Annotated in this window: 11 protein-coding genes; 3 read left to right on the top strand and 8 right to left on the bottom strand. The window is 69.5% G+C overall.

Translation table 11 applies throughout. The features are described from left to right. Positions 1 to 15: 15 nt before the first annotated feature. Both ACF8ME_RS08530 and ACF8ME_RS08525 read left to right on the top strand, forming a co-directional pair. Positions 16 to 630, top strand: a complete 615-nt coding sequence (locus ACF8ME_RS08530) for a DUF4124 domain-containing protein (RefSeq protein WP_392416081.1) — start codon at positions 16 to 18, stop codon at positions 628 to 630. 170 nt (positions 631 to 800) lie between these two features. Next, on the top strand, positions 801 to 3410 hold the full coding sequence (locus ACF8ME_RS08525) for a membrane-bound PQQ-dependent dehydrogenase, glucose/quinate/shikimate family (protein WP_392416053.1): 2610 nt from the start codon (positions 801 to 803) through the stop codon (positions 3408 to 3410). 15 nt (positions 3411 to 3425) lie between these two features. Here the strand turns inward: ACF8ME_RS08525 and ACF8ME_RS08520 are convergent, their stop codons facing one another. The 4 genes from ACF8ME_RS08520 to ACF8ME_RS08505 all read right to left on the bottom strand — a co-directional run bounded on the left by ACF8ME_RS08520 (position 3426) and on the right by ACF8ME_RS08505 (position 5819). Next, complete coding sequence (locus ACF8ME_RS08520; protein WP_016448558.1) at positions 3426 to 3779, bottom strand: hypothetical protein; 354 nt, start codon at positions 3777 to 3779, stop codon at positions 3426 to 3428. Between the two features lie 76 nt (positions 3780 to 3855). After that, a complete protein-coding gene (locus ACF8ME_RS08515) occupies positions 3856 to 4092 on the bottom strand; it encodes a hypothetical protein (RefSeq protein ID WP_016448557.1) in 237 nt (78 codons plus the stop codon). 121 nt (positions 4093 to 4213) lie between these two features. Next, positions 4214 to 4777, bottom strand: a complete 564-nt coding sequence (locus ACF8ME_RS08510) for a nitroreductase family protein (RefSeq protein WP_043791108.1) — start codon at positions 4775 to 4777, stop codon at positions 4214 to 4216. Between the two features lie 49 nt (positions 4778 to 4826). Further along, positions 4827 to 5819, bottom strand: coding sequence for a hypothetical protein (locus ACF8ME_RS08505; RefSeq protein ID WP_392416051.1), 993 nt, complete (start codon positions 5817 to 5819; stop codon positions 4827 to 4829). A 358-nt stretch (positions 5820 to 6177) separates the two neighbouring features. On the opposite strand from ACF8ME_RS08505, the gene serA reads away from it, so the two are divergent. Continuing rightward, positions 6178 to 7407 (top strand): phosphoglycerate dehydrogenase, encoded by a 1230-nt coding sequence (gene serA / locus ACF8ME_RS08500; RefSeq protein ID WP_012202286.1) that lies wholly within the window; start codon positions 6178 to 6180, stop codon positions 7405 to 7407. A gap of 64 nt (positions 7408 to 7471) precedes the next feature. On the opposite strand, the gene ACF8ME_RS08495 is transcribed toward serA, so the two are convergent. The 4 genes from ACF8ME_RS08495 to gatA all read right to left on the bottom strand — a co-directional run bounded on the left by ACF8ME_RS08495 (position 7472) and on the right by gatA (position 13101). Then, positions 7472 to 8608, bottom strand: coding sequence for an HPP family protein (locus ACF8ME_RS08495; RefSeq protein WP_392416049.1), 1137 nt, complete (start codon positions 8606 to 8608; stop codon positions 7472 to 7474). Between the two features lie 163 nt (positions 8609 to 8771). After that, positions 8772 to 9995: a serine hydrolase domain-containing protein gene (locus ACF8ME_RS08490; RefSeq protein ID WP_392416047.1), complete on the bottom strand. Its 1224-nt coding sequence runs from the start codon at positions 9993 to 9995 to the stop codon at positions 8772 to 8774. A 157-nt stretch (positions 9996 to 10152) separates the two neighbouring features. Continuing rightward, complete coding sequence (gene gatB, locus ACF8ME_RS08485) at positions 10153 to 11598, bottom strand: Asp-tRNA(Asn)/Glu-tRNA(Gln) amidotransferase subunit GatB (RefSeq protein WP_373764064.1); 1446 nt, start codon at positions 11596 to 11598, stop codon at positions 10153 to 10155. Between the two features lie 6 nt (positions 11599 to 11604). Beyond that, positions 11605 to 13101 (bottom strand): Asp-tRNA(Asn)/Glu-tRNA(Gln) amidotransferase subunit GatA, encoded by a 1497-nt coding sequence (gene gatA, locus ACF8ME_RS08480; protein WP_016448551.1) that lies wholly within the window; start codon positions 13099 to 13101, stop codon positions 11605 to 11607. Between the last annotated feature and the right edge of the window lie 42 nt (positions 13102 to 13143).

Below are 13143 nucleotides of genomic sequence, written 5' to 3'. Positions count from 1 at the left end.
TCCTTGCTGTGTGCCATGGGCTTGGCCACGCTGGGCTGCGCCGTGCTCGCCCAGGATGTGCCCCTGGGGCCGGGCATCTATTCATGCACCGACGCCCGTGGCCGCCGCCTGACGGCCGACCGCCCGATTGCCGAATGCGTGGACCGCGACCAGCGCGTGCTGGGCAACTCCGGCGTGGAGCTGCGCCGCGTGGGCCCCACGCTGACCGACAACGAACGCGCCGAGCTGGACGCCCAGCGCCGCCGCGACCAGGCAGAGCAGCGCCGCATGCGCGAGGAGCGCTCGCGCGACAAGGCGTTGATCACGCGCTACCCCAACCAGGCCGCCCACGATGCCGAGCGTGCCGAGGCCATCTCCCAGGTCGATCAGGTCATCTCCGTGGCGCGCCAGCGCCAGCAGGAACTGCAGACGCGGCGCGCGGCCCTGAATGCCGAGATGGAGTTCTACAGGAAAGACCCCGCCAAGGCGCCGGCATCGCTGCGCCGCCAGCTCGACGAGAACACGGCCTCGCAGGAGGAACAGCAGCGCTTCGTCCAGCAGCAGGACCAGGAAAAGCGCCGCCTCCAGGAGCGCTTCGATGCCGAGCTGCAGCAGCTGCGCCAGCTGTGGGCTGCGAGCGCACGCCGCTGAGGCTGGCCCAACGCCGCGCCCGCCGCCGCGTTCTTTCTCCTTCCTGCCCCTCCTTTCCTTCCTCCTTCTCGTTGCACGCTTGCTGAGTCGAATTCGTCCTGCATGCGGCGCCCGCATGCAGGGCTAGGCTTTGCGCATCGAGTCTGCGGGCTGACATCAAGGGAGGCAGCATGACGGTGTGGCGTTGGTTGATGGCCTTGCTGCTGTGGGCAGCCGGGGCCTGGCTGTCCTGGGGCGGCGCCCAGCTCCTGCTGGCCGGCGGCAGCGGCTACTACGTGATCGCCGGCCTGCTGCTGCTGGTGGTGGGGTGGGGCGTGGCGCGCCGTTCGGCCATGGCGCTGTGGCTGTTTGCGCTGTGGCTGCTGGGCACCGCGCTGTGGGCGGTCTGGGAGATAGGGTTGGACTGGTGGCCGCTGGCGGGGCGCCTGGGGCTGCCCTGGTTGATGGGCCTGCTGCTGGTGCTGCCCTGGTCGGTGCGTGCGCTGCGCCATGAGCCCGACATGGGCCAGAACCGGGGCCTGGCCCCGGCCCATGCGGCGCTGGCGCTGGTGGTGCTGGGCACGGCCATTCTTGCGGGCCTGTCCTTCGGGCGCCAGCGCGATGCCCATGAAACCCAGGGCCAGTTTGCGGGCGCGGCCGCCGCTGCGTCGGACCTGCCTGCCGACGGCCAGGTCACGGCCGTGCAGAACATGTCCATGGTGGCCTCCGAGGCCGGCGGCCTGCGCAGCCCGCCGGTGCTGCAGGGCGATGCCACCGATGCCGTGCCCGATGGCGAATGGCATGCCTACGGCCGCACCGGAGCGGGCCAGCGCTATTCGCCGCTGCGCCAGATCGGCCCGCACAACGTGCGGCTGCTGCAATTGGCCTGGGAGTTCCGCACGGGCGATGTGCGCGGCAAGCCCGGCGATCCCGAAGAAACCACGTTCGAGGTCACGCCGCTGAAGATCGGCGAGCGCCTGTTCCTGTGCACGCCCCACCAGTCGGTGATTGCGCTCGATGCCACCACGGGCAAGCAGCTGTGGCGGCGCGACCTGCCCATGCCCAAGGGGCTGGCGCTGCAGCACCTGACCTGCCGGGGCCTGTCCTACCAGTCGGCGCAGGCGGCCGCGCAGTTCGATGCGGCGGCAGGGCAGACGCATTCGGCGGTGGCGCCGGCTGCAAGGAAGGCCGGCGCACAGGCGGCACAGGCGGTACAGGCTGATCCGGCTTCCTCGGTCTCCCCGGCCCCTTCCTCCGATGATGGCCGCTGTACCGCCAAGCTGTTCATGGCCACGGCCGACGGCAAGGTGGTCGCCCTCAATCCCGCCGACGGCCAGACCTGCGGCAACGTGGCGGGCGGCCAGGGCCAGATCGACCTCTGGCAGGGCATGCCCGAGCGCAAGCCGGGCTCGTACTACTCGACCTCGCCGGTGGTGGTGGCGCGCGACCGCATCATCGTGGGCGGCACGGTGCTGGACAACCATTCCACGCGCGAGCCTTCGGGGGTGATCCGTGCGTTCGACATCCGCTCGGGCGCGCTGCTGTGGGCCTGGGACCCGGGGCGGCCAGCGACCAGCACGCCGCTGCCCGAAGGGCAGACCTATGTGCCCAGCTCGCCCAACAGCTGGTCCATCTCCAGCGTGGACGAGACGCTGGGCCTCGTCTTCGTGCCCATGGGCAATGCGCCGCCCGACCAATGGGGCGGGCGGCGCAGCGCCGAGGCCGAGCGGTATTCGTCCTCCGTGGTGGCGCTGGACATCGCCACGGGCGCCGTGCGCTGGGTGTTCCAGACCGTGCACCACGATCTCTGGGACTACGACGTGCCCTCGCAGCCCAGCCTGATCGACCTGGAGATCGGCGGCCACAGCGTGCCCGCCCTGGTGCAGCCCACCAAGCAGGGCGAGCTGTTCGTGCTGGACCGGCGCACGGGCCAGCCGCTGCTGCCCGTCACCGAGGTGGCTGCGCCGCAGGGCGCGGCACGCGGCGACCGCACGGCGCCCACGCAGCCGCATTCGCAGCTGAGCTTCAATCCCCCGGCCCTGACCGAACGCGACATGTGGGGTGCCACGCCCTTCGAGCAGCTGTGGTGCCGGCTGGCCTTCCACCGGCTGCGCTACGAGGGGCGCTTCACGCCGCCCTCGGAGCAGGGCTCGCTGATCTATCCGGGCAACTTCGGCGTCTTCAACTGGGGCGGCGTGGCCGTGGATCCGCGCCGGCAGGTGGTGTTTGCCACGCCCACGCGGCTGGCCTTCGTCTCCACCCTGGTGCCGCGTGCGGACGATACCTCGCTGCTGGTGCAGGATGGCGGCCCGCCCAAGGACGGCCTGCCCGCGCTCAACGAAAACTTCGGCGCACCGTTTGCGGTGCGGCTCAAGCCCTTTGTCTCGCCGCTGGGCATTCCCTGCCAGGCGCCGCCCTGGGGCTTTGTGGCGGGCGCCGACCTGCGCACGGGCCAGATCGTCTGGCAGCGCCGCAACGGCACGCCGCGCGACCTGAGCCCGCTGCCGCTGGGCTTTCGCATGGGCGTGCCTGGCATTGGCGGCCCGGTGGTGACCGCTGGCGGCGTGGCCTTCTACTCGGGGGCACTGGACAACTATGTGCGCGCCTATGACGTGGACAGCGGCCGCCAGCTCTGGCAGGACCGCCTGCCTGCTGGCGGCCAGGCCACGCCCATGACCTACCTGGGCACGGACCAGCGCCAGTACCTGGTGGTGGTGGCGGGTGGCCATGGTTCGACCGGCACCAAGGCTGGCGACAGCGTGCGTGCCTATGTGCTGCCCAAGGAGGTGGCGGCGCCCTGAGCGCTCAGCGCCGGCTCATGCCGATCCGGCCCGGCCCAGCATGCGCAGCACGCGCGTGACCAGCAGCGCGGCCACCCAGGCCAGTCCGCCGATCAGCAGCGGCAGGCGCAGCAGCGCGCCTTGCTGGGCGAACAGCATCAGCGCGTCTGCCTTCCATAGCGCGGCATAGCCCGTGTACAGGCCGTAGGCCAGCCAGGCCAGCGCCCCCAGGGCGAACAGGGCCGCCATGCGCCGGGCGCTGCGGCCATCGCGCGAATCCGCGGGCAGGGCGCGCGTGCCGTGCCAGACCCAGCCGATGGAGGCGAGCACCAGCAAGGCACTGGCTGCCACGGACAGCTGCAGCCAGGTATGGGGGGAGAGTGAGGACATCAAAAGGAAACTGCGCGCCGACACCGTGCCGGCCGCAGCGAGTGTAGCGGCGCCGTGCTCTGCGCCGCCTGCGCGCTCAGGCCGGTTGCCAGACGGTGGCGCCGTGGCCCTGGCCGCCGCTGCCGGGGACGGAATGGATGCCCAGCACGGCTGCATGGCGCTGCAGCAGGGCGTCGAACTGCTCGATGCTTTCCGCCGTGGCCGGGGCGTCGTCGTATTCGCTGGCCACCTGGTCCGTGGTGAAGGAGCTGGCGCCGAACTTCTGGACGATGTTGCGCAGCTTGTCGAGGTTGGGGCTGGAGGATGGTGTCATGGCAACTCCTTGGGTCATGGACGCCTGCTGCGCCGCAGGCCTGTGGGCCAGTGTAGCCCCGGGGCCTGGAGCGGCCATCCGGGGCATCCCCGCAAAGCGGCGTAGGACTTGGAACCCGCCGTCAGCCGCCCGTGGCCACGGGGCCGGCGCTCAGCACTTCGGCCAGCGGCTTGCGCGGCGTGGGCACCTCGCGCTCGCGCAGATCGTCGGGCAGGGCGGCTGCATCGCCGCGCCAGCCCACGGCGATCACCACCTCGGGCTCCAGGTGCTCGGGCAGGCGCAGCACCTCGCGTGCGGCCTCGGCCGAGAAGCCGCCCATGGCGTGCGTGGCCAGGCCCATGGCGTGGGCCTCCAGCGCCAGGTAGCCCCAGGCGCAGCCCGCGTCGAAGCTGTGCTTGCCGGGCGAGGCCTGGCGGTCGGACATCAGCACGATCAGCGCGCCCGCCTCCAGGCACCAGCGGCGGTTGAACTCGTTGGGAATGGTGCTGAAGGCCTGCCAGTTCGCATCGCCGCGCAGCGCATAGGCAAAGTGCCAGGGCTGCTTGTTGCTGGCCGAAGGCGCCCAGCGCGCGGCGTCGGCCAACTGCTCGACCTGGGCCTGGCTCAGTGCCTCGGGCCTGAAGGCGCGCGGCGACATGCGGCCCAGGAACTGCGGATGGATGGGGGTGGTGGTGTTGCGTGTCATGCGGATAGGCGGCAAGCAGAAAGGAAAGCGGCAACGATAGCGCAAGGCCTCAGGGCTGGCGCGGTGCCTGGCCATGCTGTTGGCTGATCACGCGCAGGTGGCGCTCCATGCGGATGAAGACCAGCACCATCACCACCAGCACGAGGAATGACATCAGCATGCTCCAGAAGGCCGTCTCCACGGCGCCGAAGCGTTCCTTCCAGGAGCTGCTGCCGTGGCTGTCCTCGCCGCGCAGCGCGCGCGCCGCATTGTCCAGGGACAGCGTGTAGTTCAGCAGCACCGTGGACAGGATCTGCTGGGCCGTCTGCGCCTGCAGCCGCGGCTCCAGCGCGGCATTGCCGAAGACCTGCTCCAGCGCGGCGGGCAAGCCCTGCACATAGGCCGCATAGGCGCCCTTGCCGTGTTCCAGCTCGGCGGCCTGGGCACGCTCGTGGATGGCGGCGGCGGTATCCACGGGATCGACCATCCAGCTGTCTTCCTCGTCGGCGGAGGCGGCTGCGGCAGCCGCTGCGTCGGCAGCCGCTGCATCGGCAGCCGCTGCATCGGCCGCCGCATCCACGGCCCCGGCATCGCCTTCGCGATGGCCGCGCTCCTGGATGCGGCGCTGCACATCGGCCTCGGTCGGCAGGGCGTCGCCTTGCAGCAGCGGGTGCAGCGGTGCCAGGCCCCGGGCCTGGTGGTCCCGCTCGGTGCGCTCGCGCCGCGCAGGATCTTTGTTCACGAAGGCGCGCACCAGGGCGTCGGCCTTCTGGAAGGCGGGGCGCAGCGCCGGATCGGCCAGGCGCTTTTCCATGGCGGGTTCGCTGCCGCCCGCGCCCAGGTCGCGGCTGGTTTCGTCCACGACGAACTGCAGGTCGGGCCTGGCGTCCTTCCAGTTCAATTCCTGGGCCACGGCCTGGGGCGCCTCGGCCTTGCCGGGCCTGAAGCTCTCCCAGGTCCACAGTGCCATGCCCACCAGCACGAGCAGGGAGAACACCAGCAGCACCACGCGCACCACCTGCACCAGCAGGTCCTCGATCCTGCGCAGCATGTTTGTAATCATCGGATTCCTCGGTTGGTTCGTAAAACAAGGGCGCGTCCGGCCCGCCTGCAGGCCTGTTCTGTTGCTATTGATTTGAAAGCACCGGACGCAGACGCGCGAATTCTAGGAAGGCTGCCGCGCACGCGCGCACCGGTTCTCAATGTTTTACATTTCGCGCCAAACTCGAAGTGTGCATGTGCTCCCGTGGCATGCGCCGTCCTGCAATGGGTGTCTGCCGGATGGCGGGATGTTCATGGCCGCAGGGCGCATGGTTCTCCCGCTTGCGGGCGCGCTGGCTTTGGGCCTACCGGCTGTAGCGGCTTCCCGAATCCGCTGTAATGCTCGCTTTGATTTCTGACTGACTAGAGAGGGCTCGCCCATGACCAAAACGTCGCTGGATAAATCGAAGATCAAGTTCCTGCTGCTCGAAGGCATCCATCCTTCCGCACTCGAAGTGCTGCGCAATGCGGGCTACACCAATGTGGAGACCGTGACGGGCGCGCTGGAAGGCGAGGAGCTCAAGCGCAAGATCGCCGACGTGCACTTCGTCGGCATCCGTTCGCGCACGCAGCTGACGGCCGACGTGTTCGCTGCCGCGCAAAAGCTCGTGGCCGTGGGCTGCTTTTGCATCGGCACCAACCAGGTGGACCTGGACGCGGCGCGCGAGCGCGGCGTGGTGGTCTTCAACGCGCCTTACTCCAACACGCGCTCGGTGGCCGAGCTGGTGCTGGCCGAAGCCATCCTGCTGCTGCGCGGCGTGCCTGCCAAGAACGCCTCCGCCCACCGCGGCGGCTGGCTCAAGAGCGCCGAGAACTCCTACGAAATCCGCGGCAAGACGCTGGGCATCGTGGGCTACGGCTCCATCGGCACCCAGCTGTCGGTGATGGCCGAGTCGGTGGGCATGCAGGTGCTCTTCCATGACGTGTCCACCAAGCTGCCGCTGGGCAATGCGCGCCAGGCCGCATCGCTGGCCGATCTGCTGGCCGGCAGCGACATCGTCACCCTGCACGTGCCCGAGCTGCCCTCCACCCAGTGGATGATCGGCGCCAAGGAAATCGCGGCCATGAAGCCCGGCGCCATCCTGATCAATGCCTCGCGCGGCACCGTGGTGGAAATCGAGCCGCTGGCCGAGGCCCTGAAGGCCGGCAAGCTGCTGGGCGCCGCCATCGACGTGTTCCCCACCGAGCCGCGCAGCAACAAGGATGAATTCGTCTCGCCCCTGCGCGGCCTGGACAACGTCATCCTGACACCGCACGTGGGCGGCTCCACCATGGAAGCCCAGGCCAACATCGGCCTGGAAGTGGCCGAGAAGCTGGTCAAGTACAGCGACAACGGCACCACCACCTCGGCGGTGAACTTCCCCGAAGTGGCCCTGCCCGCCCACCCCGGCCAGAACCGCATCCTGCACGTGCACCACAACCAGCCCGGCGTGCTGTCGGCCATCAACCAAGTGTTTGCCGAGAACGGCATCAACATCGCCGGCCAGTACCTGCGCACCGACGAGAAGGTGGGCTATGTGGTGATCGACCTGGCGGCCCAGTCCTCGGGTCTGGCGGTCGAGAAACTGACCCAGGTTCCGGGCACCATCCGCTGCCGCGTGCTGTTCTGATGGCCAGGTTTCAGGATGCTGCGCTTGGGCGCACTTCCTGAAACTGGCGCATTGCCGGGTGGCCCTACCTGCCCGGCTGCAGCAGCAGCCGCATCAGATCCGTGCGCGTGATCAGGCCGGTCAGCCGGCCTTCGCGCATCACGGGAATGCAGGGCACGCTGTGCCGGGCCAGAGCGTCCAGCAACTGGCCCACGGGCGTGTCTTCGTCCACGCTGAGTTCCGGCGCATGAACCAGCTGGGGCAGCTCCGACAGGCGGGGCGCGGCCCGGGTCTTGCCGGGCAGGCGCTGGCCCAGCCAGTTCAACAAAGAAGGTTTTGCCGCAGATTCGGCCGGGCGCACGGGGCTCATCCACAGCCACTCGTACAGCTCGGCACGGGAGACCGTGCCGGCCAGGCCGCCATCGGCGTCCAGCACCGGCAGGCTCTTGGCCGGGTGTGCGCGAAAGCGTGCGGCCACGGCGTGCACGTCGTCGTCCATGGAGCAGCTCACGGGATCGCGCGTCATCAGCTGGGCGCAGCGCACGCCGCCCAGCCGGTGCTCGATGGCGGTTTCCTCGGCGGCGGCCAGCAGCTCGGCCAGGTCATCGGCTTCCAGGTTGTTTTCCTGGCCGAAGCGCAGCAGCAGCCCCTCCAGATCGGCATGGGACAGGCCCAGGCGCGAGGCATGGCGGTGGGCCGCATCGGCGGGCGATGCCTTGGGCGCCGTGTCGGCATGGTGGGGATAGCGCCGGCCCGTGGCGCGGTGGAGCGCCGTGGCCGCCAGGACCAGCGCCAGCGTCAGCGCGCCCACGGGCACGAAGGGCAGCATCCAGCCGGCGGCCAGCGAGGCCTTGGCGTTGAGCACCGTCAGCAGGGCCATGGCGCCACCCGGCGGGTGCAGCGAGCGCGTCAGCAGCATGCAGCCTATGGCGCCGCCCACGGCCAGCGCAGGGGCCAGCTGGGGAGGGCTCCACTGCAGCACGAACAGGGCCCAGAGCGCAGACACCGTATTGCCCACCACGCAGGACCAGGGCTGGGCCAGCGGGCTGGTGGGCACGGCGAACAGCAGCACAGCCGTGGCGCCCAGCGGCGCGAACAGGCGCAGGGGAAGATCCCAGGTGCCCGCATGCGCCAGCCAGACCAGGGCCGTGGCCATTCCCATGCCCACGATGGAGCCCATGGCCACGCGCCACATGTCCGCAGGCGCGGGGCGTGGCACCACCGGCCCCCATGCTTTTCTGTTCCAGCCCATGGCCTTGTTGTCTTGTTGTCTTTGCCTGCGCGGCCCTGGGGCAGGGCTGCAAAAGCGCGTCATTTTAGGAAGGGACGCCGCTCTTGCTGGCAGCATGGGCTTTGCACCCTTTCGGTGCAGCGCGCCTGCCGGCTCAGTCCACCACGGACTGGTACACGCCCTCGCGCATCACCCAGCGGTAGGGAATGCGCTGGGCCATGGACTGCATCATGAGGATGGCGAACAGGTCCTCCTGCGGATCGATCCAGAAGAAGGTGCCGTAGATGCCGCTCCATGAAAAGTCGCCCACGCTGCCCGGCAGCGGGTTGAGGCCCGGCGCCGTGCGCACCGCAAACCCCAGGCCGAAGCCCTGGCCCACCTCGGGCGAGGGCAGCTGGGCGCCGAAATACGCCATGTCCGGCCCCATGCGCACGCTGGCGGGCAGGTGGTTGGAGGTCATCAGCTCCACGGTCTTGCGCGAGACCAGGCGCACGCCGTCCAGCGTGCCGCCGTTGCGCCAGAACAGGCACAGCCGCGCGTAGTCGGCCATGGTCGAGACCATGCCGCCGCCGCCCGACTCGAACATCATGGCACGCGTGACCGGGGGGATGGGCGGCATCTGTTTCTGCGGCCCTTCGGGCTGGGGCCGCGCGGCGCGTGCGATCTCGCTGTCGGGCGCATGAAAGCCCGTGTCGGCCATGCCCAGCGGCCCGGTGATGTGCTCGCGCACGAAGGCGGCCAGCGTCTGGCCGCTGACCACCTCGACCACGCGGCCCAGCACGTCGGTGGACATGCCGTATTCCCAGGTCTCGCCGGGCTGGGCCACCAGCGGCAGCTGCGCGAGCCTGGTGATGAACTGCGCATTGGTGAACTTGCCGCTGAACAGGCCCGCATCCAGGTACATCTTCTTGACGGGGTGCTCGGTGCCGGCGAATCCATAGGGAATGCCGGAGGTGTGGCGCAGCAGGTCCTGCAGCGTGATGGGCCGCGCCAGCGGCGCGCGCTCCAGGCCCACGCGCAGCGCGGCCAGCTCGGGCAGGTACTGCTCCACGGGCTCGATGATGGACAGCCGACCCTGCTCGGCCAGCATCATGATGGCCAGCGAGGTGATGGGCTTGCTCATGGAGGCGATGCGGAAGATGGCATCGGGCCGCATGGCCGTGCCGGCCTCGGGGTCCAGCAGGCCGAAGCTCTCCAGATAGGCCAGCTTGCCGCGCCGCGCCACCAGGGCCACGGCGCCCGGGATCTCGCCGGTGTCCACGCCGCGCTGCAGCCGGGCCGACAGGCGTGCCAGGCGCGCGCCGCCCAGGCCCACGGCTTCAGGGGAGTCGGCCCAGGGCAGGCCGGGGATGTGCAGGCGGTCGGTGCTGGTGGTCATGCTGTCTCCTCAGGTGCGATGGCAGGGATTCTGGAGACATGCAGGCGCAGGCGCTGTTCGGTGCGGGACAGCCGGCGCGGAGCGTGCACACGAAAAAAAGCCCGCCACGGTGGGCGGGCTTGGCGGGCCTGGTGGGCCGGGTGGACCGGGCGTGTGGTCAGGCCAGCTTGGCCTTGAGCAGCTCGTTGACCTGCGCCGGGTTGGCCTTGCCCTTGGAAGCCTTCATGACCTGGCCGACCAGGGCGTTGAAGGCCTTGTCCTTGCCTGCGCGGTACTGCTCCACGTTGGCCGGATTGGCGGCGATCACCTCGTCGATGATCTTCTCCATGGCGCCCGTGTCGTTCATCTGCTTGAGGCCCTTGGCCTCGATGATGGCATCGACATCGCTGCCTTCACCGCTCCACAGCGCCTCGAAGACCTGCTTGGCGGCGTTGTTGGAGATGGTGCCGTCGCCGATGCGCTGGATCAGCGCGGCCAGCTGGGCGCTGGAGACCTTGGCGGCCTCCATGCCGATTTCCTCGGTGTTCAGGCGGCGCGAGATCTCGCCCATGATCCAGTTGCTGGCCAGCTTGGGCGCATTGCAGGCCCGGGCCGTGTCCTCGAAGTAGGCGGCCATGGCCTGGCTTTGCGTCAGCGTGGTGGCGTCGTACTCGGGCAGGCCGTATTGCTCGACAAAGCGCGCGGCCATGGCGCGCGGCAGCTCGGGCATGTCGGCCCTGACCTGTTCCACCCACTCGGGCGCGACCACCAGCGGCGGCAGGTCGGGGTCGGGGAAGTAGCGGTAGTCGGCCGCGTCTTCCTTGGTTCGCATGGAGCGCGTCTCGCCCGTGTCGGGGTCGAACAGCACGGTGGCCTGCTGGATGCGGCGGCCGTCCTCGATTTCCTCGATCTGCCAGCGGATCTCGTAGTCGATGGCCAGCTGCATGTTCTTGAAGCTGTTGAGGTTCTTGATCTCGCGGCGCGTGCCCAGCGGCTGGCCGGGCTTGCGCACGGAGACGTTGGCGTCGCAGCGGAAGCTCCCTTCCTGCATGTTGCCGTCGCAGATGCCGATCCAGGTCACGATCTGGTGCAGCGTCTTGGCGTAGGCCACGGCTTCTTCCGTGCTGCGGATGTCGGGCTCGGTCACGATCTCCAGCAGCGGCGTGCCGGCGCGGTTCAGATCGATGCCCGACTGGCCGATGAAGTCCTCGTGCAGCGACTTGCCGGCGTCTTCCTCCAGGTGGGCGCGCACCAGGCGGATGGTCTTCTTCTCGTCGCCGAGGAAGAAGGACACCTCGCCGCCCTGGACCACGGGAATCTCGAACTGCGAGATCTGGTAGCCCTTGGGCAGGTCGGGATAGAAGTAGTTCTTGCGCGCGAAGATGCTGCGCGGCGCAATGTGCGAGCCCAGCGCCAGGCCGAGGCGGATGGCGCACTCGACGGCCTTTTTGTTCATCACCGGCAGCGTGCCGGGCAGCGCCATGTCCACGGCGCAGGCCTGGGTGTTGGGCTCGGCGCCGAAGGCGGTGCTGGCGCGGCTGAAGATCTTGGACTGGGTGGCCAGCTGGGCGTGGGTCTCGAAGCCGATGACGACTTCATAGCCCTGGATGAGTTTCGCGGTCATGGGGTCTCAGATGCCCTTCGGAGCTTGAAGGTGGAAGTCGGTGGCCTGCTGGAAGCGGTGGGCGGCGTTGAGCAACTGGCCTTCCTTGAAGTAGTTGCCGATCAGCTGCAGGCCCACGGGCATGCCGGCCTCGCCAAAGCCTGCGGGCACGCTCATGCCGGGCAGGCCGGCCAGCGACGCGGGCAGCGTGAAGATGTCGGCCAGGTAGTTGGCCAGCGGGTCGCTCTTTCCGCCCAGCTGCCAGGCCACGGTGGGCGCGGCGGGGCCGGCGATCACGTCGCACTGCTGGAAGGCGGCCTGGAAGTCGTCGGCGATCATGCGGCGGATCTTCTGCGCCTGCAGGTAGTAGGCGTCGTAGTAGCCCTCGGACAGCACATAGGCGCCGATCATGATGCGGCGCTTGACCTCGTCGCCGAAGCCTTCGGCGCGGGTCTTCTTGTACATGTCCACCAGGTCCGTGTAGTCCTTGGCGCGGTGGCCGAACTTCACGCCGTCGAAGCGCGAGAGGTTGGACGATGCCTCGGCCGGGGCCAGGATGTAGTACACGGGAATCGACAGCTCGGTGCGCGGCAGCGAGATCGGCACCAGGCGGGCGCCCAGCTTCTCGTATTCCTTGAGCGCGCCATCCACGGCGGCGCGCACGTCGGCCGACAGGCCTTCGCCGAAGAACTCGGCGGGGATGCCGATGCGCAGGCCTTCGATGCCGTCGTTCAGGCGGGCCGTGAAGTCTTCGGCGGGCACGTCCAGGCTGGTGGAGTCGCGGTCCAGGTCGGGGCCGCACATCTCGGACAGCAGCAGGGCGCAGTCCTCGGCGCTCTTGCCCATGGGACCGGCCTGGTCCAGGCTGGAGGCGAAGGCGATCATGCCGTAGCGGCTGGCGCGGCCATAGGTGGGCTTGATGCCCGTGATGCCGCAAAACGATGCGGGCTGGCGGATGGAGCCGCCCGTGTCGGTGCCGGTGACGGCGGGCGCCAGGCCGGCGGCCACGGCCACGGCCGAGCCGCCCGAGGAGCCGCCGGGCACGCGGTCCAGGTTCCAGGGATTGCGCACGGGCGCGGGTGCGTCGAAGCCCACGGGCGCGACGGCCGAGTTCTCGTTGGCCGAGCCCATGGCGAATTCGTCGCAGTTGAGCTTGCCCAGCGTCACGGCGCCGGCCTCGGCCAGGCGGGTGACCACGGTGGCGTCGAAGGGCGAGCGGTAGCCGGCCAGCATCTTGCTGGAGGCCGTGGTCGGGAAGTCGCGCGTGACGAAGATGTCCTTGTGCGCAATGGGCACGCCAGCCAGGCGGCCGCCCTTGCCTTGGGCAATCAGGGCGTCGGCAGCGCGGGCCTGGGCCAGGGTGGCCTCTTCGTCGATGCTGACGAAGGCGCCCAGGTTCTGGTGCGCCTGGGCGCGGGCCAGGAAATGCTGGGCGGCTTCGACGGCGCCGAGCTTGCGCTCGCGCAGCAGGGCCGACAGGGCCGACACGCCGAGCGTGTGCAGATCAGTGGTTTGCTGGGTCATGTATGGGATGCGGAAAACGGGGACGGATGCCAGGGGACAGGA

The organism is Delftia sp. WSY_7 (assembly GCF_043104845.1).
In the GTDB taxonomy this organism is placed as follows: Bacteria; Pseudomonadota; Gammaproteobacteria; order Burkholderiales; family Burkholderiaceae_C; genus Comamonas; species Comamonas tsuruhatensis.
The sequence above is the reverse complement of the archived record's forward strand: the minus strand, read 5'-3'. Positions and strand labels throughout refer to the sequence as shown.

What these genes read in the sequence shown, in the direction of transcription:
- ACF8ME_RS08530 (WP_392416081.1), top strand. Translation starts at nt 16, where the DNA reads ATGGGCTTGGCCACGCTGGGCTGCGCCGTGCTCGCCCAGGATGTGCCC.
- ACF8ME_RS08510 (WP_043791108.1), bottom strand. Translation starts at nt 4,777, where the DNA reads ATGACACGCAACACCACCACCCCCATCCATCCGCAGTTCCTGGGCCGC.
- ACF8ME_RS08520 (WP_016448558.1), bottom strand. Translation starts at nt 3,779, where the DNA reads ATGTCCTCACTCTCCCCCCATACCTGGCTGCAGCTGTCCGTGGCAGCC.
- gatB (WP_373764064.1), bottom strand. Translation starts at nt 11,598, where the DNA reads ATGACCGCGAAACTCATCCAGGGCTATGAAGTCGTCATCGGCTTCGAG.
- gatA (WP_016448551.1), bottom strand. Translation starts at nt 13,101, where the DNA reads ATGACCCAGCAAACCACTGATCTGCACACGCTCGGCGTGTCGGCCCTG.
- ACF8ME_RS08525 (WP_392416053.1), top strand. Translation starts at nt 801, where the DNA reads ATGACGGTGTGGCGTTGGTTGATGGCCTTGCTGCTGTGGGCAGCCGGG.
- ACF8ME_RS08490 (WP_392416047.1), bottom strand. Translation starts at nt 9,995, where the DNA reads ATGACCACCAGCACCGACCGCCTGCACATCCCCGGCCTGCCCTGGGCC.
- ACF8ME_RS08505 (WP_392416051.1), bottom strand. Translation starts at nt 5,819, where the DNA reads ATGATTACAAACATGCTGCGCAGGATCGAGGACCTGCTGGTGCAGGTG.
- ACF8ME_RS08515 (WP_016448557.1), bottom strand. Translation starts at nt 4,092, where the DNA reads ATGACACCATCCTCCAGCCCCAACCTCGACAAGCTGCGCAACATCGTC.
- serA (WP_012202286.1), top strand. Translation starts at nt 6,178, where the DNA reads ATGACCAAAACGTCGCTGGATAAATCGAAGATCAAGTTCCTGCTGCTC.